This is a genomic window from Mycolicibacterium hodleri (assembly GCF_025822245.1).
In the GTDB taxonomy this organism is placed as follows: domain Bacteria; phylum Actinomycetota; class Actinomycetes; order Mycobacteriales; family Mycobacteriaceae; genus Mycobacterium; species Mycobacterium hodleri.
On sequence record NZ_JACKTL010000020.1, the window covers coordinates 1 to 18,304 of the forward strand.

An 18,304-nucleotide genomic window follows, 5' to 3' on the forward strand; every position below is an offset into this window, starting at 1 on the left:
CCTCTCGGTATTGGGGTGCGTGTGGTAACCACACCGATACCGGAGGTCCTCACCTACTTTCGGAAGCCACGCCGTTCACAACCTGCCTGGTCATTACAACTAGACCACCACGGCGCCGTGGTCGCGGCCCGCCGGGCCCGTTCCGGTCACGCTGCGCCAGGCGCGCGCCAACAGCTCGATGGCCTCGCTGAGCTGGTCGTCGGGCAGCGTGTAGGGCACCCGGATGAAGCGCTCGAGGGTGCCGTCCACCCCGAACCGTGGGCCCGGCGGAATCTCGAGACCCATCCGGGATGCGGCTGCGGACAGCGCGGAGCTCATGGGAGCGGGCAGCCGCACCCACAGCGACATGCCGCCGCGGCTCGGATCGGGGCGCCAGTCGGGCAGGTGCTCCGCGAGGAGCGCCAGCAGAAGTGCGCGCCGTCCGCGCAGGATCTCCCGCCGCTCTGGCAACAGATCGTCGGCTATGCCCAAAAGCCTTGCCGCGGCTAGCTGTTCGACGATCGGCGTCCCCATGTCGACGGCGGGCCGCATGGCGCCGATGGTGATCAGCGCGCTGCGTTCGGCCCGGATCCAGCCGATGCGCAGACCGCCCCAGCACGACTTCGACATCGACCCGACGGTGAGTACCAGATCGCGCCGCGAGGTCATGGACGCGGCGAGCGGCGCTGGGACCGCCTCGTCGAGCCACATGTCGGTGATCGTCTCGTCGACGATCGTGCGGGTGCGCGTCTCGGCGATGATCTGCGCCAGGCGTCGTCGGCCCTCGGGTGGCAGGGTCATCCCCGTCGGATTGTGGTTGTCCGGAATGAGATAGGCCAAATTCGGCGACAGCTGGCGCACCGCAGCGTCGATCGCGTCGAGTTCCCAGCCCTGGTGGGTCATCGCCACCGGGACGGGTCGCAGCCCCTTGGTGGCCATCGCCGCGAGCACGCCGTGGTAGGTCGGCTGCTCGACGAGCACGCGTTCGCCCGGCTGGGTGTAGGTCGCCATGATGAGGCCGATGGCGTGCAGCGCGCCCGTGGTCACCACGATCTCGTCCGGTTCGGTGGGAAGGCCTCTGCGGCAATATCTTTCGGCGATCGCCTCCCGGAGCGGCGCAACCCCGACCAATTCGATGCCGATGTCGTGCAGGTACGGCGTGACCTGTTCGGCGGCCTCGACGAAGGCGCGGGACACGGCGGCGGCGGGCGCGGCCAGGGTCGCGGCGGCGAGGTTCGCCGACGCAGTCCCGACGATGGTGGGAGTGGTGGCGGTGGCCGACACCGGCAGCGCCGTCGTGCTGCGCGCGCCTTGACGCCCCCTGAGGTAGCCGTCCTCGCGCATCTGGGTGTACGCCGCGGTGACCGTCGTGCGTGAGACGCGCAGGGCGTCGGCCAGAGCTCGCTCGCTGGGCACCTGTGCGCCGACCGGCAGTCGGCCGTCGACGATCAGCATGCGAAGCCCGTCGGAGAGCCCCTGGTAGGCCGGTCCGCTGGCGCTGGCGGTACGCCAGTTGCCCAGCTCGCGGGCCAAGAGGTCCACATCGAGCCGCCGCCCCGCCAGTTCTACGCTCATTGAGGCCAGTTTGCCGCAACTGGATATTGATGGCAAGGCCAGTCCTGGCCGAACATGGACTCATGGCACAACACTGGACCTCGAGAATGACCCGCAAGGCACGGGAGCTGGGGCGCGTCTACCGCAATTCACCCCGCATCGGCGACTTCGTCGCGGAGGACTCGGACTCGCGCCGGATCCGCAACGACCTCGACGCCATCCGCGCGCGCTTCCCCGACCACGCGTGAAGCGTGGCTTCGGGCGGGGGGCCGCCCTGCTCGTGGGCCTCGTCGGATACGGCTTCTCGATGGCCGTCATGGTTCGCGCGGGGTTGGGTCTGGACCCGTGGGACGTCTTCCACCAGGGCCTGGCCAACCGCACCGGCATGACGATGGGTGTCGCCACGGCCGTGGTGGGCGTCGCCGTGCTGCTCGCCTGGATCCCGCTGCGCAACCGGCCCGGCATCGGCACCGTCGCCAACGTGATCGTCATCGCGGTGACCGTCGACGCCGCGCTGGCCGTCCTGCCCGAGCCCACCGGTCTGCCGGTGCGCGTCGCGATGATGCTCGGCGCGGTACTGCTCAACGCGGTCAGCACGGTGCTCTACATCGCCGCGGGTCTTGGCCCGGGACCGCGTGACGGCCTGATGACCGGCCTGGTGGCACGCACGGGTCGGTCGGTCCGGCTGGTCCGCACGTCCATCGAGGCGACCGTGCTGGTCGTCGGGTGGCTGCTCGGCGGCACCGTCGGGATCGGCACGGTCGTCTACGCGTTCGGGATCGGCCCGCTGGTGCAGCTGACCCTACGGCTGACGCCGCAACGGTGGCTCGCCGTGAGCGGGTGGGCCGTCACCACACCCCGCCTGACTACGATGAGCGAGTGCCAGCCGACCCCAGCGACCGAGACGACGACGTCGACCCAGACCTGCTGATCGACTTGGCCAAGGTCACGCTCCGACGCGGTGGCAAGACCCTCGTCGGACCCGTCACCTGGGCCGTCGAACTCGACGAACGCTGGGTCGTCATCGGCCCCAACGGGGCGGGTAAGACGTCGCTGCTGCGCATCGCCGCGGCGATGGAGCATCCCTCGACCGGCACTGCGTACGTGCTCGGCGAGCGGCTCGGCAAGACCGACATGGCCGAGCTTCGGGCCCGCGTCGGACTGAGCAGTTCGGCGCTGAGCCAACGCGTCCCCGCTGACGAGGTGGTCCGCGATCTGGTCGTCTCCGCCGGGTACGCCGTGCTCGGGCGGTGGCGCGAGAAGTACGAGGACGTCGACTACGAGCAGGCCGTCGACATGCTGGAGAGCCTCGGCGCCGAACACCTCGCCGAACGCACCTACGGCACCCTCTCCGAAGGTGAGCGCAAGCGGGTGCTGATCGCGCGATCACTCATGACCGACCCGGAACTGCTGCTGCTCGACGAACCGGCCGCCGGACTGGACCTGGGTGGTCGGGAGGAATTGGTGTCCCGGCTGGCCGATCTCGCCGCTGATCCCGACGCCCCCGCCACCGTGCTGGTCACCCACCACGTCGAGGAGATCCCGCCCGGCTTCAGCCACTGCTTGCTGCTGTCGGAGGGCAAGGTCGTCGCGGCCGGCCTCTTGACCGACGTGCTCACCTCTGAGAATTTGTCCACGGCGTTCGGCCAGTCCATCGCCCTCGACGTGATCGACGGCCGCTACTTCGCGCGCCGCACCCGCAGTCGCGCCGCGCACAGGAGGAGAGCCCAGTGACCAGCCCGGTGACCGAAGCCGATCCGCTCGTTCCGAGGCCGGCGGCCACGGTCATGCTCCTTCGCGACGGACGCGGCGGCCCCGCGGGTGACATCGAGGTCTTCCTGATGCGCCGCCACGCCGCCATGGACTTCGTGGCCGGAGTGATGGTGTTCCCGGGCGGCGGGGTCGACGAGCGCGACCGCGGAGCCGACATCGCCTGGTTCGGCCCCGAGCCGTCGTGGTGGGCCGACCGCCTCCACGTGGATCCGGATCTCGCTGAGGCGCTGGTCTGCGCCGCCGCCCGCGAGACGTTCGAGGAGTCGGGGGTTCTCTTCGCGGGACCAGCCGACGATCCCGACCAGATCGTCGGCGACGCCTCGGTGTACGGCGAGGCCCGGATCGCGCTGGCCAACAACTCGTTTTCGTTCGCCGACTTCCTGCGCACGGAGAACCTGGTGCTTCGGGCCGACCTGCTGCGACCCTGGGCCAACTGGGTGACGCCGAAGGAGGAGCGCACCCGTCGCTACGACACGTACTTCTTCGTCGGTGCGCTGCCCGAGGGTCAGCGGGCCGACGGAGAGAACACCGAAACCGACCAGGCGGCCTGGGTGACCCCGCAGGCGGGTCTCGACGACTTCGCCGAGGGGCGGTCCTTCCTGTTGCCGCCGACTTGGACCCAACTGGACTCCCTCAACGGGCACACCGTCGCGGAGGTGCTCGCGGTGCAACGCCAGATCGAGACGGTCGAACCGCACCTGGCGGCCGACAAGGACACCGGCAACTGGGAGATCGAGTTCTTCAACAGCGACCGCTACAACGCGGCACGCAACCGGCGGGGGCCGGCCGGGTACGACAAGCCGTGAGGGAGTTCGTCAGCGCGCACGTCAAGGACGGCATCGGCACCCTGCTGCTGTCCCGCCCACCGACGAACGCCCTGACTCGGCAGATGTACCGCGAGATCGCCTCTACGGCAACGGAACTCGGTGCCAATGCCGACGTCACGGCCGTCGTCGTCTTCGGTGGGCACGAGATCTTCTCAGCCGGAGTCGACGTGTCGGAGGCGCGCACCCTGGACGCCGATGCCACGACCGTCGCCGCGGCGGTCGCGCAGCGGGCGGTGACCGCCGTCGCCGAGATCCCGAAGCCGACGGTTGCCGCGGTCACCGGCTACGCGCTCGGCAGCGGGCTGACCCTGGCTCTGGCCGCGGACTGGCGCATCGCCGGCGACAACGCCAAGTGGGGTGCCACGCAGATCCTCGAGGGCCTGACGCCGTCGGAGGACGAGGCCCGGCGGCTCGCCCGGGCAATCGGTGACGCCCACGCGAAGGAACTGGTGTTCAGTGGGCGCTTCGCCCATGCGCCGGAGGCCCGGGACCTTGGTCTGGTCGACGAGCTGGTGGCCCCGGACCACGTGTACGACGCCGCCGTGGCGTGGGCGCGGCGCTTCGTCGACGTCCCGGTGGAGACGTTGGCGGCGGCCAAGGCGGCATTTCGCCCGACCTCACCGGGCCGTTAGGCTGCCCTACATGACGAGTACCGACCGCGAGCCCAGGTCCGATGTCGCCGCCGGGGCGGCTCCGGCCCCCAACCCGCACGCCACGGCCGAGGAAGTCGAGGCGGCCCGCCACGACACCAAGCTGGCGCAGGTGCTGTACCACGACTGGGAAGCCGAGACCTACGACGACAAGTGGTCGATCTCCTATGACCAGCGGTGCATCGACTACGCGCGGGGTCGCTTCGACGCCATCGTCCCCGACGAGCTGCAGCGCGAGCTGCCCTACGACCGGGCGCTCGAGCTGGGCTGCGGCACCGGGTTCTTCCTGCTGAATCTGGTGCAGTCGGGGGTGGCCCGCCGCGGCTCGGTCACCGACCTCTCGCCGGGCATGGTCAAGGTGGCCGTGCGCAACGGTCAGGGTCTCGGGCTCGACATCGACGGCAAGGTCGCCGACGCCGAGGGCATCCCATTCGACGACGACACCTTCGACCTGGTGGTCGGCCACGCCGTGCTGCACCACATCCCCGACGTGGAACTCTCGCTGCGCGAGGTCGTGCGGGTGCTCAAGCCGGGTGGGCGCTTCGTGTTCGCCGGCGAGCCCACCACCACGGGCAACGTGTACGCGCGCAACCTGTCGACGTTGACCTGGCGGGTGGCCACGACCGTCACCAAGCTGCCGGGGCTCGACGGCTGGCGTCGCCCCCAGGAGGAGCTCGACGAGTCCTCGCGCGCGGCGGCGCTGGAGGCCGTCGTCGACCTGCACACCTTCGAGCCGGGTGACCTGGAGCGGATGGCCACCAACGCCGGCGCCGTCGAGGTCCGCACCGCCAGCGAGGAATTCACCGCGGCCATGCTCGGCTGGCCGATCCGGACCTTCGAGGCGTCGGTGCCTCCCGGCCGATTGGGTTGGGGCTGGGCGAAGTTCGCCTTCAAGAGCTGGACGTCGTTGAGCTGGGTCGACTCCAACGTCTGGCGTCACGTCGTGCCGAAGGGCTGGTTCTACAACGTGATGGTCACCGGGGTCAAGCCGTCCTGAACGGTGGTGGGCTGAGCTTCACCCTCGACGACGTCGCCTATCTCGGCGGCGACCAGGGGGAGGCGGCGCTCGCCAAGGTCGACGCCCTCGCGCTCACCGACGCGAGCCGCATCTCCGACATCGCCTCCGTACGTTCGGGTTTCGGCGATCGGGCGGCCGTCCTGATCGAGACGACGTTGCTTCGGCGCAAGGCGAAGGTCAAGTTCGCCGACGCCGGCCGGTGGTTGTTCACCGCAGAAGCGCTGGAACAGGCCACCGCCGCGGCGGTGGCCGCACACCGTGCACACCGGTTGGCCGGCCGCGCCGTCCACGACGTCACCTGTTCGGTCGGAACGGAACTCGCGGCCCTGGTCGGTCGCGCCGACGGCGTCGTCGGCAGCGACGTCGACGAGGTGCGCGTCGCAATGGCCCGGCACAACGTCGGAGGTGACGGCTCGTCGGTCCTGTTGTGCCGCGCCGACGCGCTGGCCCCCGTCACACGGGGCACCACCGTCGTCGCCGACCCGGCACGACGCAGTGGCGGGCGGCGCACGTTCGACCCGCGCGACTACACCCCGGCGCTCGACGATCTGCTCGACGTGTACGCCGACCGCGACCTGGTCGTGAAGTGCGCCCCCGGAATCGATTTCGACCAGGTCCGTCGACTGGGTTTCGACGGCGAGATCGAGGTGACGTCACTGGGCGGCGGGGTTCGCGAGGCGTGCCTGTGGTCACCGGGGCTGACCACGCGCGGGGTGACCCGACGGGCCACCATCCTGGACCGCGCCGAGGAGATCACCGACGCCGAAGCCGACGACTGCCCCGTCGCCGCGCCGGGCCGCTGGATCGTCGATCCCGACGGCGCGGTGGTCAGAGCGGGTCTGGTGCGGCACTACGGTGCCCGGCACGGACTGTGGCAACTCGACCCGGCGATCGCCTACCTCTCCGGTGACGAATTGCCCACCGGGGTGCGGGGATTCGAGGTGATCGCGGAGTTCGGGCTCGCCGAACGCGCGCTGCGCCGGGAACTCTCGGCCCGCGACGTCGGCGCGCTGGAGATCCTGGTCCGGGGAGTCTCCGTCGACCCCGACGAGCTGCGGACCCGGTTGCGGCTGCGGGGTTCTGCGCGGCTGTCGCTGGTGATCACCCGAATCGGCGCCGGAAGTGCGAGCCGAACGGTGGTCTACCTTTGCCGACCCTCCCGCTGAGCCCGCGGGTAAGGTGGCGTCGGCGGCGCCGGTGCCGCACGTCGATGGAGGCCCGATAGATGCGCATGTCCACGCTGGCGTCGGCCGTCTCGGTGGTCGCGGTGCTCGGTGTGTCGAGCATGGGGGTGGCCGTCGCGGCGCCGCCCAAGTGCGCCGACCTCAACGGTGTCGTCGACGCCAACCAGATCTGCCAGATCCAGGCCACCGACCCCGGATACTCGGTCGACATCAGCTTTCCCGTCGACTACCCGGACGCCACGGCGGCGTTCGACTACGTCAGGGAAACCCGTGACGGGTTCCTCAACGTGGCGCAGATGCCCGACTCCCGCCTGATGCCCTACGAATTGGACACCACTGCCACCTCGTTCGGCTCGACCGTCCCGCCCAGGGCCACCCAGAGCCTGGTGTTCAAGACCTACCAGGGCGTGGGCGGTGCGCACCCGACGACCTTCTACAAGGCCTTCAACTGGGACCAGGTCCTGAAGAAGCCGATCACGATCGACACCCTCTTCCGGGCGGGCACCGCGCCGTTCCCGGTCATCCTTCCGCTGGTGCAGGCCGAGGTCGACAAGCAACTTGGCCAACCGGTGACCATCTCACCCGGGGACGGTCTCGACCCGACGAAGTACCAGAACTTCGCCCTCACCGACGACTCGCTGATCTTCTTCTTCAGCCAGGGCGACGTGCTGCCCGAGGCTGCCGGGGCGCTGCAGGTCGCGATTCCGCGCGGGCCCGTCGCCGCCATGTTCGCCTGACGCGGTCAGGACGGGGCGAAGCCGAACACCCGACCGTCGCTGGTGGCGGTCACGATGCGTCGGTCGTGGCCCACCGACACCCCAACCGGATAGCCCGTGGCGCCCGGCAGCGGATAGCTGTTGAGCGTGTGTCCGTCGGCGGGGTCGAACACCAACAGCGCCATGCCCTCACCGGCACGGGACACCGTATAGGCGGCCGGACCGGCCAGGCTCGACGTCGACAGCGGTTCCACGTCGTCGCGCGTCCACGCGACCTCCCCGTGGTCGCCGCCGTCCTTGAGCGCCACCAATTTGGTGTCGGGGCCGCCGCCGGAGACGATCAGGCCGTCCGGTGACACCGACGGCGGAGTCTGCGGCTGGAAGTTCAGCGGCACCGACCACTTCGGCGTGCCGTCGGTGGTGTTCAGCGCCCACAGGTGGCCGTCGCGTCCGTTGACGTAGACCGTGGTCCCGTCGGCCGACAACACGGGGCTGCCGAGCGGGCCGCCACCCACGGCCGTGCTGGTCCAGTCCCTGGACAGCAACGGGGACTGACCCGGCCGGTACCGCAATCCCACCAGCTCGGGGGCGGGGGCGTCGGGTAGCCACAGTGTCGTCACGACGACGTCCGTCGCCGCCGAGAACGCCGGCGCCGCGGCCACCGGGCACCCCGAGCGGCCCAGCTGGCAGTCGGCGAGGCCGCGCTCGGAATCCTTCGGGTCGACGCCCTCCACCAGGTCCAACGGCGTGCCGACGACGGTGCCGCGGTGTGCGTCGTAGACCAGGACCTGACCGAGGTGCGTCACCACCAGCAGTTCACCGGGGGACAGCAGCCGCGGTGTCTGCGGCAGACCGATCACCGGGTTGCGCCACCGGATCCACTGCGTGGGTGGAAACGACAGAATGGCGCCGGGCTGACCGACGTACAGGTTGTCGAAGCCGTCGAACAAGGGGCTGGAGATGCCGCCGCCCTGCCACAACCGGCTGCACCAGCGCTGCCGGGCCCTGTTGTCGTTCTCCCACACCATCAGTGAGCAGCCGCCGGCGGACTGGGCGTTGACGGCCAGGTAGTCACCGGAGCCCAGGGCGGCCTGCGACTGAACCTGGCCCTTGACCGAGCGGATCCAGTCCAGACGCAGGGTGCGCGCGCCCTCGACGGGGGCGGAACTGCTGTTGGCCGCGTCGCCGTACTGGGCCGACCATCCCTCGGCGGGATGGGCCTCCACCCACGAGTCGGTGTTGCCGCACGAGCTCGTCGAAAGCGTCACGAGCACCGCGGCCGCGACGGCTGCCATCCGGCGCACGGTCTTTCCAGGAGCAGACATCGAGTCCCGACCCTATCGGAGAGGGTGCGACGAAAGTCGCCAGCGCAGCAACGCGGCGAGCCGGAGAGCTGAGGCGCGGGTCCGGCGCTCAAGTAGGCTGTGCCGCCATGACCACGATGTGGGGCGCTCCGATTCACAAGCGCTGGCGGGGTTCGAGACTGCGCGACCCGCGGCAAGCCAAGTTCCTCACCAGGGATTCACTGCGGTGGGTGCTGGCCAACAAGGCGTACTCGCCGTGGTACCTGGTGCGCTACGTGCGGTTGCTCAAGTTCAAGCTCGCCAACCCGCACATCGTCACTCGCGGCATGGTGTTCCTCGGCAAGGGCGTCGAGATCCAGGCGACCCCGGAGCTCTCCTACATGGAGATCGGCCGCTGGGTGCACATCGGCGACAAGAACACGATCCGCTGCCACGAGGGCTCGCTGCGCATCGGCGACAAGGTCGTCCTGGGCCGGGACAACGTGATCAACACCTACCTCGACATCGAGTTGGGCGATTCGGTGCTCATGGCCGACTGGTGCTACGTCTGTGACTTCGACCACCGGATGGACAGCATCGAACTGCCGATCAAGGACCAGGGCATCGTCAAGGCACCCGTGCGGATCGGGCCGGACACCTGGGTTGCCACCAAGGTGACGGTGCTGCGTGGGACGTCGGTGGGTCGCGGGTGCGTGCTGGGCAGCCACGCCGTGGTGAAGGGCGACATCCCCGACTTCTCCATCGCCGTCGGAGCGCCCGCGAAGGTGGTCAAGAACCGAAAGCTCGCCTGGGAGACCTCGGCCGCGCAGCGTGCCGAGCTGGCGGCGGCGCTGGCCGACATCGAACGCAAGAAGGCAGCCCGCTGAGCGGTCGTCGTCAGCCCCGGCCGGGCAACGCGTGCTCCACGATGAGCGCCCGCCGATGTGGTTCGCGCTCACGGCGTTTCGCCGACAGATAGACCTGCGCGGTCTCGGCGGCCACGGTGTGCCAGTCGAACGCCGAGTCGAGGCGTTCGCGGGCGGCCACCGCGTGGCGCTGGGCGGCCGCGGGATCGTCGAGGACCGCGCGCACCGCGGTGGCCAGGGCGGCCACGTCCCGCGGCGGGAACGACCTGCCCGTCTGCCCGTCGAGGACGGCCTCGCCGAGCCCGCCGACGTTGGAGGTCACCAGGGGAGCGCCGGTCGCGGCGGCCTCGAGCGCGACGATGCCGAACGGTTCGTAGTGGCTGGGGAGCACTGCGGCGTCGCACTCGTGTAGAAGGGCGACGAGCTGCTCGTGGTCGACGCGGCCGACGAAGTCGACGGCCTTGAGCACCTTGTGCCTTCGCGCCTGCTCCAGCAGCCAGTCCTGCTGGGTGCCGTCGCCGGCGACGGTCAAGGTGGTGCCGGGATGGGTCCGACGGATGCGCGGCAGCGCCGCAATGGCGTCGTGCACGCCCTTCTCGTACTCGAGGCGGCCGAGGTAGAGCAGTCGTGCCGGTCCCCGCCGTGGCCTGCGACGCGCGAAGGGCCAGAGGCCGGCGTCGATCCCGTTGCGGATCACCCTCGACTCGGACAGTCCCGGGCCGAACAGCGCGGTGATCTCCTCGCCCATCGACGCCGAACACGTGATGAGGGAATCGGATTCGCGCACCAGCCACGACTCCACCGCGTGCACCTGACGGCTGATCTTCCCCGACACCCACCCCGAGTGCCGTCCCGCCTCGGTCGCGTGGATCGTCGAGACCAGCGGGACGTCGAAGTGCTCGGCGAGGGCGATCGCGGGATGGGCTACCAGCCAATCGTGGGCGTGGACCACGTCGGGACGCCAGCCGAGCGCGAGCCCGGCACGGACCATCGAGTGCCCCATGGCCAGCGTCCAGGCCATCATGTCGGTGCCGAAGTCGAACTCGTGGGGATCCTCGGCGGCGGCGATCACGCGCACGCCCTCGCTGACGTCGTCGCCCGAGGGGTGGGTGCTGGGGTCGGTGCCGGTGGGGCGCCTGCTCAGGACGACGACCTCGTGACCCGCGTCGGCCAGGGCGGTGGCGAGGTGGTGCACGTGGCGGCCAAGCCCGCCGATGACGACCGGCGGGTACTCCCACGAGACGAGAAGGACCTTCATGGAACGCTCACCGGGGGAGCCGCCTGGCGTCGAGGGCACCGAACAGCCCGTCGGCGCGGTTCCAGTCAGCCGCAAGCCGTTCGGCGTGCTCGCGCCGGCCCGCCGCGAGCGCGTCGGCGATCTCGCGGGTGGCGTGGGCGTGGAGGTGGGCGCGGTAGCGGGCGTACTCCGCTGCGGTGTCCTTGCTGACCATGAACGGCCAGTCGCTGGACACGGTGAGCAGCGCCTCGCGCAGGATCTGGTCGGCGACGACGTCACGCGGCGTGGGTACGCCCACCGCGGAGTGCTGGGTCAGCGCCTTGTCCACCGCGGCAAGCGCGGTGTCGACGACCTCGGCGTTGAGCCGCACCAAATCGGTGACCCGGTCCCCGTTCCACACCTGCCAGTTCTTGCCCGAACCCCAAGAGCTGGACGGCAATTCGACGGGGGCACCGACGAACCCGCCCTCGACGGCGTCGGACAGCGTGCCGACGCGGACCCCGGCCTCGGGCAGCGCACGCAGCACCCGCTCCAGCCAGACCGGTCCTTCGTGCCACCAGTGCCCGAAGAGTTCGGTGTCGAAGGCCGCCACGACGTGGGCCGGTCGCCCGATGCGCTCGGACTCGGAGACCAGTCTGCGGCGGACGGCGTCGACGAAGTCGGCGACGTGGACGTCGACCGCGTGGTCGGCACGGTCCGGTTCGTAGGCGGCCTTGTCCTCCGACGGCACCGCCCGTCCGGTCACGCGGGCCGGCTTGAGACCGGTGAGGTGGTCGTAGGTGTGGAAGTCCCGGTACGCGGCGTGGCCCGGATAGCCCGACTTCGGCGACCACACGCGATAGCTCACCGTGAGATCGCGTCCGAACGCGACGACGTCGGTGTCGGCGACGGGACGACCCAGGGCGGTGTCACCGTGCAGGGTGGGACCGTCCACCATGAAGTGGGTCACGTCGGCGGCGGCGTACTCGCGTTCCAGTCCCGGCGAGTAGGCGCACTCCGGTGCCCAAATGCCGTGGGGGACATGGGCGAAGCGTTGGCCGGCGTCGGCCAGACCCTCACGCAGGGCAAACTCCCGCAACCGCGGGTGCAGCAGGGGCTGGAACGGGTGCGCCAGGGGGCCGCCGAGCAGCTCGATCGCGTCGGCGTCGACCAGCTGGCGCAGCAGCGGGCTGCCGCCGTGGCGCCAGTGTGAGGAGAAGTCGTCGAGTGCCCGCCCCGCCTCCTCGTATTCGCGAATCCCGAACGCGCGCATCGCCTCCGGAGCCGTGTAGCCGCTGCCGCCGGCGCTACGTCGAACCGCGGCCTCCTGTCCGCGAAGTTGCCAGTTCGCCAGCCAGCTGTGCATGCCGGTGAGGCTGTAGGGGTCGTCCAGCTGGGCGGCCACGACGGGGGTGACGCCCAGGGTGAGCAGGTGACTGCGGCCCTCGTCGGACAGGCGGCGCAGTAGGCGGGTCAACGGCAGGTACGCCGTCGCCCACGACTGGTAGAGCCACTCCTCGCCGACCGGCCACCGTCCGTGATGTGCCAACCACGGCAGGTGGGTGTGCAGAACCAGGGTGAAGAGCCCGGGGGTCGCGGGCGGCGAGTTCACGGTCGCACCGCGATGGCCACCAGATCCAGGCTCTCGTCGACGGGACGCTCGGCGGCGTCGAGCAGGTCGAAGTCCTCGGTGCGCACCGACGCGACGTCGGCCAGCAGCTCGGCCGGCCACGGCGCGTTGGCGACGGCCCGCGCGATCTGGGCGTCGATGATCGAACCCCCGTGCCGGGCGTCGAGTTCGGCGAGTCCGGCGCCGTGGAACACCCCGAGCATGGCCTCGACGCGGAAGCCCGAGTCGGTGAGCAGCTCGGTGAGTTCGGCGGCGTCGAGCTCGCGGGTGTGGAACGGGTTTATCGGGGTGTCGCGGCCGGGCGAGAAGGTGATCCGGTTGGGCGTCGACATCAGCAGGACCCCGCCCGGCCGAAGCACACGGGCGCACTCGTCGACGAACTGCCCCTGGTCCCACAGGTGCTCGATGACCTGGAAGTTCACCACGACGTCCACGGCATCGTCGGCCAACGGCAGCTCGGCCAGATTTCCCTGACGCATGTCGACGCGGGGGTAGCGGGCGCGGACGTGGGCCACCGCGGAGTCGTCGTAGTCCAGCCCGATGACGTGGCGAGCTACGCCGGCGATGAGGTCGGCGCCGTACCCCTCTCCGGATCCGGCCTCGAGCACGACGCGGTCCGCGCAACGCTGCAGCAGCCGCTGGTAGACCACCTCGTGCCGGCGGAACCAGTAATTCTCCTCGGCCAAGCCGGGGACGGTGCGCTCTCCCGTCAGCGGGAGGGCGTCCGCGCTCGAGAGGGCGGCGTCGGAGGAATCGGAATGGGTAAATGCGCTCATTGCCAACGCAGGCTAACCCAGCTATGGCCATTGTCACGGCTTCGCAAGGTTCATAAGCCGGTGGGAGGGGCAGAAGGTTAGACAACACCAGTTATGGTGTGGGGGCATACCGCCCCAAGTTACTGACTAGTAACATGATGGCAGTTGTATCAATCGTGATATGGGCAGGCCGGCTGAGGCCTCATCGAGGAGGACGAACCACACTCATGACGAACATCGTGGTCCTGATCAAACAGGTTCCTGATTACGAGGATCGGCATCTCACCGACGGTGACTGGACCCTTGACCGGGCCGGCAGCGATCCGGTGTTGGACGAGATCAACGAAAAGGCCGTCGAGGTCGCGCTGCAGCTCAAGGAGAAGCACGCGGACGCCGGCTACAACGTGGTCGTGCTGACCGCGGGCCCGGCAAGCGCCGAGACCGCGATCCGCCGGGCACTGTCCATGGGCGCCGACTCCGCCTACCACCTCGTCGACGACGGTCTGCACGGCTCCGACATCGTCCAGACGTCGTGGGCGCTGGCCCGGTCGCTCGGCCAGATCGAGGACATCGGCGTGGTCATCGCCGGCAACGAGACCAGTGACGGCGTCGGCGGCGCGGTTCCCGCGATCCTCGCCCAGTTCCTTGGCCTGCCGCAGTTGACCTCGATGCGCAGCATCGACATCGCCGACGGCAAGGTCACCGGCGAGCGCGAGACCGACGACGGCATCTTCGGCCTCGAGGCGACGCTGCCCGCGATCGTCAGCATCAACGAGAAGGTCGTCGACGACGCCCGCTTCCCCTCGTTCAAGGGCATCATGGCGGCCAAGAAGAAGCCCGTCGAGACCCTGACGCTGGCGGGCATCGGCGTCGAAGCCGACGAGGTCGGTGGACAGTACGCGGGTTCCACCGTGGTCTCGGCCACGCCGAAGCCGCCGAAGACCGCAGGCGAGAAGGTCACCGACGAGGGCGAGGGTGGCAAGCAGATCGCCGACTACCTGGTCGCCCAGAAGCTCCTCTGAGCGTCGCGCACCCGTCCCAGACCCCCACTTCCTAGAGAGCGATCGAGAACCAATGGCTGAAGTACTCGTGCTCGTCGAGCACGCTGAAGGAAATCTGAAGAACGTCACCGGGGAGCTCATCACCGCAGCGCGCGCGCTGGGTGAGCCCTCCGCCGTGGTCATCGGTGCGCCTGGCACCGCGGAGAAGCTGACCGACGGCCTCAAGGAGCTGGGCGCGGCGAAGATCTACGTCGCCGAGTCCGAGCTCGTCGAGCAGTATCTGGTCACGCCCAAGGTGGACGTGCTCAACGCGCTGGTCGAGTCGGCGTCGCCGGTGGCCGTCGTGGTCGTCGCCAGCGCCGAGGGCAAGGAAATCGCCGGACGCGTCGCGGCCGAGACCGGCTCCGGCGTGCTCATCGACCTGGTCGGCATCAAGGAGGGTCCCATCGGGGTGCACTCCATCTTCGGTGGCGCCTACACCACCGAGGCCAAGGCCGAGGGTGACGGACCCGTCCTCGCGCTACGTCCGGGCGCCGTCGAGTCCGAGCCGGCCGCGGGTGCCGGTGAGGTCGTCACCGTCGAGGTGCCGGCACCGGCCGAGAACGCGACCAAGATCACCTCGCGTCAGCCGGCGCAGAAGAGCGCGCGTCCCGAGCTGAGCGAGGCGAAGATCGTCGTCGCCGGTGGCCGCGGCGTCGGCAGCAAGGAGAACTTCGGCATCGTCGAGGAACTCGCGGACGCGTTCGGTGGCGCCGTGGGTGCCTCCCGTGCGGCCGTCGACTCCGGCTTCTACGAGGGTCAGTTCCAGGTGGGCCAGACCGGCAAGACGGTCTCGCCGCAGCTGTACCTGGCGCTCGGCATCTCCGGTGCCATCCAGCACCGCGCGGGCATGCAGACCTCGAAGACCATCGTCGCCGTCAACAAGGACGAGGAAGCGCCGATCTTCGAGATCGCCGACTACGGCATCGTGGGCGACCTGTTCAAGGTCACCCCGCAGCTGACCGACGCGGTCAAGGCGCGCAAGGGCTAAACCCCCACCGTTCGACGCAGACCCCGGTGCACCTCGGTGCGCCGGGGTTTTGCGTTGTCGAGACCCTGGCGTCATCGGACTACGGACTTTCCAGGGGTCGAAAGACACCCACCCGGTGCGAGAGTCGACTGGTCACATCAACCAGAGGGGTTCGACAATGAGGATCACAGTCATCGGGGCCACCGGTCAGGTCGGCTCGAAGGTGGTCGAACTGCTGCGCGCCGGAGGACACGACGTCGTCGCCGCGTCGCGGGAGACCGGCGCCGACGTGCTCACCGGCGCCGGCCTGACCGAGGCACTCACCGGCGCGCAGGTACTCGTCGACGTGGTCAACTCGCCGTCCTTCGACGACGACCCGGTGCTCGAGTTCTTCACCGCCTCGTCGGCCAACCTGGTGGCCGCCGCCAAGAAGACCGGCGTAGGCCACTACGTCGCACTGTCGATCGTCGGCGTGGACGGCCTGCCCGACAGCGGCTACATGCGCGCCAAGATGGTGCAGGAGAAGACGATCGTCGAGTCGGGGCTGCCCTACACGATCGTGCGGGCGACGCAGTTCCAGGAGTTCGCCGAGGCCATCACTGGATCCCTGGTGGTCGACGGCGAGGTGCGTGCGCCCGACGCGCTCATCCAGCCGATCGCGGCAGCAGACGTCTCGGCCACGGTGGCACGCGCCGCCGTCGCCGCGCCCGTCGGCGGGACGGTCGACGTCGGTGGACCGGAGAAGATGTCGTTCGCCGACATGGCCCGTGCCGTTCTGACGACCAAGGGGGCCGAGACGCCCGTCGTCGTCGACCCCTCGGCCACCTACTTCGGCACCCACGTCGAGCAGGACAGCCTGGTCACCGGGCCGGGCACGCCACTGGCTCCCACCCGCTTCGCGGACTGGCTGGCGGCCCGATGAACCAGGGGGAGACCCGCGGGGCCAAGAGTCCCTTCACCGTGATCCAAAGCGTCACACCGCCGTTCATCCCGCCGGACGCCGAGGTAATGACCGTGGTCATCGAATGGCCGGCAGGCAGCCCAGGGGCGCCACCGCACCGGCACCCCGGCGGTCCGGCGTTCGGGTACGTCCTCGAAGGCGAAATGCTGTTCGAGCTCGAAGGTGAGGCGCCACGCGTCATCGGGGCCGGAGAGGCGTTCTGGGAGCCGGGTGGTGACGTCATCCACTACTCGGATGCCAACAACCGCGACGACGGACCGCTGCGCTTCGTGGTGACCATGCTGTGCGTGCCCGGGCAGCCCATGCTCGTTTACGTCGAACCCGACGAGCTGGAACGGTTGACGGACCGGCGGGTGCCCCGCTCGCAGCACTGACCATTCGGGCGCAGACGTAGGGTTGCGCCGTGGACTTGCTTCTCGGAATCGACATGGGCACCGGAAGCACGAAGGGTGTCCTGGTGGACCCGGCGGGCGTCGTGCTGGCGTCGGCGACGATCCCGCATTCGATGAGCCTTCCGCGGCCCGGCTGGGCCGAGGTCGACGCCGAGGCCACGTGGTGGCGCGAGGTGTGCGAGATGAGCAAACGGCTGACGCGGGAGGTGCCTCCCGGGTCCACGGTGGCCGCGATGTGCGTCAGTGGGGTTGGTCCGTGCCTGGTGCTCTGCGACGACGACCTGAACCCGCTTCGGCCGGCGATCCTCTACGGCGTCGACACCCGGGCGACCGCCGAAATACGGTCCCTGACAGAGGAATTCGGGGCCGACGCGATCCTGGAACAAGCCGGCACGCTGCTGTCCAGTCAGGCGGTCGGGCCAAAGCTGGAATGGGTCCGGCGACACGAGCCCGACGTGTTCGCCCAGGCTACGGGGTGGTACGGATCCAACTCCTACGTCGCCGCCAAGCTCACCGGCGAGTACGCGATCGACCACCACACCGCCAGTCAGTGCGACCCGCTGTACGCGACGCGTGACTTCCGGTGGAACACCGAATGGGCGACACGGATCTGTGGACACCTGCCACTGCCCCGCTTGGTGTGGCCCCAGGAGGTCGTCGGGCGCGTGCACGCCGAGGCGGCCGCCGCCACCGGGGTTCCCCGGGGCACGCCCGTGGTGGCCGGCACGGTCGACGCGTACGCCGAGGCGTTCTCGGTCGGCGTCCGAAACCCCGGTGACCAGATGCTGATGTACGGCTCGACCATGTTCCTGGTGCAGATCATCGACGAGTACCACAGCGATCCCGCACTGTGGACGACGGCGGGCATCGAGCCTGGATCGTTGGCGTTGGCGGCGGGCACGTCCACGGCGGGCACCATGATCGGCTGGTTGCAGACCATCACCGGCGGTGCGTCCTTCGACGAGTTGACCGCCGAGGCGGCGGCGGTCCCGGCTGGCTCCGAGGGACTGATCGCGCTGCCGTATCTGGCGGGGGAGCGGACCCCGGTGTTCGACCCCGACGCCCGGGGCCTGTTTGCCGGTCTGACCCTGCGCCACGGACGCGGACACTTGTTCCGAGCGGCCTACGAGGGCATCGGCTTCGGGGTCAGGCAGATCCTGGAGATGTTCGACGACGCGCACACCGGACGCCGGACCGTGGCCGTCGGTGGCGGGCTGCGCAGTCCCGTCTGGGCGCAGGCGGTCAGCGACATCACCGGCCGTCCGCAATTGGTCGCCGAGCAGGGGATCGGTGCGAGCTACGGCGGTGCGCTCATGGCTGCAATCGGTGTGGAACTGGTTGCCCCGCAGACGGACTGGGCCACGATCACCCACGAGATCACCCCGAACCCGGACCACCGTGCGATGTACGACGAACTGTACGGCGTGTGGCGTGAGCTGTATCCCGCCACCAGGTCGCTGGTGCACCAGCTCGGTAAGCTCGGCAGGTGA

General features: G+C 69.7%; 19 protein-coding genes. 14 read left to right on the plus strand and 5 right to left on the minus strand.

Annotation, left to right across the window (positions count from 1 at the left end; genetic code table 11):
* Positions 1 to 99: 99 nt before the first annotated feature.
* The gene (gene yczR, locus H7J06_RS06440; RefSeq protein ID WP_264037855.1) at positions 100 to 1,554 is read right to left on the minus strand and encodes a MocR-like transcription factor YczR; all 1,455 of its coding nucleotides are present in this window, start codon (positions 1,552 to 1,554) and stop codon (positions 100 to 102) included.
* Positions 1,555 to 1,616: 62 nt separating this feature from the next.
* Here yczR and H7J06_RS06445 point away from each other — a divergent pair, with 62 nt between their 5' ends.
* From H7J06_RS06445 to H7J06_RS06480, 8 genes are read left to right on the plus strand one after another with little or no spacing between them, the layout of a single operon-like run.
* On the plus strand, positions 1,617 to 1,781 hold the full coding sequence (locus H7J06_RS06445) for a hypothetical protein (RefSeq protein ID WP_264037856.1): 165 nt from the start codon (positions 1,617 to 1,619) through the stop codon (positions 1,779 to 1,781).
* Positions 1,778 to 2,464, plus strand: a complete 687-nt coding sequence (yczE, locus tag H7J06_RS06450; protein ID WP_264037857.1) for a membrane protein YczE — start codon at positions 1,778 to 1,780, stop codon at positions 2,462 to 2,464. The genes H7J06_RS06445 and yczE overlap by 4 nt, the downstream gene beginning before the upstream one ends.
* Complete coding sequence (locus tag H7J06_RS06455) at positions 2,413 to 3,267, plus strand: ABC transporter ATP-binding protein (RefSeq protein WP_264037858.1); 855 nt, start codon at positions 2,413 to 2,415, stop codon at positions 3,265 to 3,267. Before yczE ends, H7J06_RS06455 begins: the two co-directional genes overlap by 52 nt.
* Before the next feature lie 53 nt (positions 3,268 to 3,320).
* Complete coding sequence (locus H7J06_RS06460; RefSeq protein ID WP_264038074.1) at positions 3,321 to 4,112, plus strand: NUDIX hydrolase; 792 nt, start codon at positions 3,321 to 3,323, stop codon at positions 4,110 to 4,112.
* A complete protein-coding gene (locus H7J06_RS06465) occupies positions 4,109 to 4,765 on the plus strand; it encodes an enoyl-CoA hydratase (RefSeq protein ID WP_264037859.1) in 657 nt (218 codons plus the stop codon). The genes H7J06_RS06460 and H7J06_RS06465 overlap by 4 nt, the downstream gene beginning before the upstream one ends.
* Before the next feature lie 10 nt (positions 4,766 to 4,775).
* The gene (locus H7J06_RS06470) at positions 4,776 to 5,780 is read left to right on the plus strand and encodes a class I SAM-dependent methyltransferase (protein WP_264037861.1); all 1,005 of its coding nucleotides are present in this window, start codon (positions 4,776 to 4,778) and stop codon (positions 5,778 to 5,780) included.
* Complete coding sequence (locus H7J06_RS06475) at positions 5,738 to 6,967, plus strand: THUMP-like domain-containing protein (RefSeq protein ID WP_443678418.1); 1,230 nt, start codon at positions 5,738 to 5,740, stop codon at positions 6,965 to 6,967. The genes H7J06_RS06470 and H7J06_RS06475 overlap by 43 nt, the downstream gene beginning before the upstream one ends.
* Positions 6,968 to 7,026: 59 nt before the next feature.
* The gene (locus H7J06_RS06480; RefSeq protein ID WP_264037862.1) at positions 7,027 to 7,722 is read left to right on the plus strand and encodes an esterase; all 696 of its coding nucleotides are present in this window, start codon (positions 7,027 to 7,029) and stop codon (positions 7,720 to 7,722) included.
* Positions 7,723 to 7,727: 5 nt separating this feature from the next.
* Here the strand turns inward: H7J06_RS06480 and H7J06_RS06485 are convergent, their stop codons facing one another.
* Positions 7,728 to 8,996, minus strand: a complete 1,269-nt coding sequence (locus tag H7J06_RS06485) for a BamB-related PQQ repeat family beta-propellar protein (RefSeq protein ID WP_372515263.1) — start codon at positions 8,994 to 8,996, stop codon at positions 7,728 to 7,730.
* Positions 8,997 to 9,133: 137 nt separating this feature from the next.
* Here H7J06_RS06485 and H7J06_RS06490 point away from each other — a divergent pair, with 137 nt between their 5' ends.
* On the plus strand, positions 9,134 to 9,871 hold the full coding sequence (locus tag H7J06_RS06490) for an acyltransferase (protein WP_264037864.1): 738 nt from the start codon (positions 9,134 to 9,136) through the stop codon (positions 9,869 to 9,871).
* 10 nt (positions 9,872 to 9,881) lie between these two features.
* Here the strand turns inward: H7J06_RS06490 and H7J06_RS06495 are convergent, their stop codons facing one another.
* Genes H7J06_RS06495 through H7J06_RS06505 form a run of 3 tightly spaced genes read right to left on the minus strand, consistent with a single transcriptional unit; the run spans position 9,882 to position 13,472 of the window.
* Positions 9,882 to 11,108, minus strand: coding sequence for a glycosyltransferase family 4 protein (locus H7J06_RS06495; protein ID WP_264037865.1), 1,227 nt, complete (start codon positions 11,106 to 11,108; stop codon positions 9,882 to 9,884).
* 7 nt (positions 11,109 to 11,115) lie between these two features.
* Positions 11,116 to 12,678 carry a 1,4-alpha-glucan branching protein domain-containing protein gene (locus H7J06_RS06500; RefSeq protein WP_264037866.1) on the minus strand — a complete coding sequence of 521 codons (1,563 nt, stop codon included), beginning with the start codon at positions 12,676 to 12,678 and terminating at the stop codon, positions 11,116 to 11,118.
* Entirely contained in the window at positions 12,675 to 13,472 is a 798-nt protein-coding gene (locus H7J06_RS06505; protein ID WP_264037867.1) for a class I SAM-dependent methyltransferase, read from the minus strand. Before H7J06_RS06505 ends, H7J06_RS06500 begins: the two co-directional genes overlap by 4 nt.
* A gap of 206 nt (positions 13,473 to 13,678) precedes the next feature.
* On the opposite strand from H7J06_RS06505, the gene H7J06_RS06510 reads away from it, so the two are divergent.
* The 5 genes from H7J06_RS06510 to H7J06_RS06530 all read left to right on the plus strand — a co-directional run bounded on the left by H7J06_RS06510 (position 13,679) and on the right by H7J06_RS06530 (position 18,304).
* Complete coding sequence (locus tag H7J06_RS06510; protein ID WP_264037869.1) at positions 13,679 to 14,473, plus strand: electron transfer flavoprotein subunit beta/FixA family protein; 795 nt, start codon at positions 13,679 to 13,681, stop codon at positions 14,471 to 14,473.
* 52 nt (positions 14,474 to 14,525) lie between these two features.
* Positions 14,526 to 15,482, plus strand: coding sequence for an electron transfer flavoprotein subunit alpha/FixB family protein (locus tag H7J06_RS06515; RefSeq protein ID WP_264037870.1), 957 nt, complete (start codon positions 14,526 to 14,528; stop codon positions 15,480 to 15,482).
* Between the two features lie 157 nt (positions 15,483 to 15,639).
* A complete protein-coding gene (locus H7J06_RS06520) occupies positions 15,640 to 16,383 on the plus strand; it encodes an SDR family oxidoreductase (RefSeq protein WP_264037871.1) in 744 nt (247 codons plus the stop codon).
* Positions 16,380 to 16,796: a cupin domain-containing protein gene (locus tag H7J06_RS06525; RefSeq protein ID WP_264037872.1), complete on the plus strand. Its 417-nt coding sequence runs from the start codon at positions 16,380 to 16,382 to the stop codon at positions 16,794 to 16,796. Before H7J06_RS06520 ends, H7J06_RS06525 begins: the two co-directional genes overlap by 4 nt.
* Before the next feature lie 29 nt (positions 16,797 to 16,825).
* Positions 16,826 to 18,304 carry an FGGY-family carbohydrate kinase gene (locus H7J06_RS06530; RefSeq protein ID WP_264037873.1) on the plus strand — a complete coding sequence of 493 codons (1,479 nt, stop codon included), beginning with the start codon at positions 16,826 to 16,828 and terminating at the stop codon, positions 18,302 to 18,304.

Excerpts from the sequence above, each read along its gene's own strand:
- H7J06_RS06520 (WP_264037871.1), top strand. The coding sequence starts at position 15,640 with ATGAGGATCACAGTCATCGGGGCCACCGGTCAGGTCGGCTCGAAGGTG.
- H7J06_RS06515 (WP_264037870.1), top strand. The coding sequence starts at position 14,526 with ATGGCTGAAGTACTCGTGCTCGTCGAGCACGCTGAAGGAAATCTGAAG.
- H7J06_RS06470 (WP_264037861.1), top strand. The coding sequence starts at position 4,776 with ATGACGAGTACCGACCGCGAGCCCAGGTCCGATGTCGCCGCCGGGGCG.
- H7J06_RS06510 (WP_264037869.1), top strand. The coding sequence starts at position 13,679 with ATGACGAACATCGTGGTCCTGATCAAACAGGTTCCTGATTACGAGGAT.
- H7J06_RS06490 (WP_264037864.1), top strand. The coding sequence starts at position 9,134 with ATGACCACGATGTGGGGCGCTCCGATTCACAAGCGCTGGCGGGGTTCG.
- H7J06_RS06460 (WP_264038074.1), top strand. The coding sequence starts at position 3,321 with ATGCTCCTTCGCGACGGACGCGGCGGCCCCGCGGGTGACATCGAGGTC.
- H7J06_RS06480 (WP_264037862.1), top strand. The coding sequence starts at position 7,027 with ATGCGCATGTCCACGCTGGCGTCGGCCGTCTCGGTGGTCGCGGTGCTC.
- H7J06_RS06495 (WP_264037865.1), bottom strand. The coding sequence starts at position 11,108 with ATGAAGGTCCTTCTCGTCTCGTGGGAGTACCCGCCGGTCGTCATCGGC.
- H7J06_RS06485 (WP_372515263.1), bottom strand. The coding sequence starts at position 8,996 with ATGGCAGCCGTCGCGGCCGCGGTGCTCGTGACGCTTTCGACGAGCTCG.
- H7J06_RS06505 (WP_264037867.1), bottom strand. The coding sequence starts at position 13,472 with ATGAGCGCATTTACCCATTCCGATTCCTCCGACGCCGCCCTCTCGAGC.
- H7J06_RS06525 (WP_264037872.1), top strand. The coding sequence starts at position 16,380 with ATGAACCAGGGGGAGACCCGCGGGGCCAAGAGTCCCTTCACCGTGATC.
- H7J06_RS06445 (WP_264037856.1), top strand. The coding sequence starts at position 1,617 with ATGGCACAACACTGGACCTCGAGAATGACCCGCAAGGCACGGGAGCTG.
- yczR (WP_264037855.1), bottom strand. The coding sequence starts at position 1,554 with ATGAGCGTAGAACTGGCGGGGCGGCGGCTCGATGTGGACCTCTTGGCC.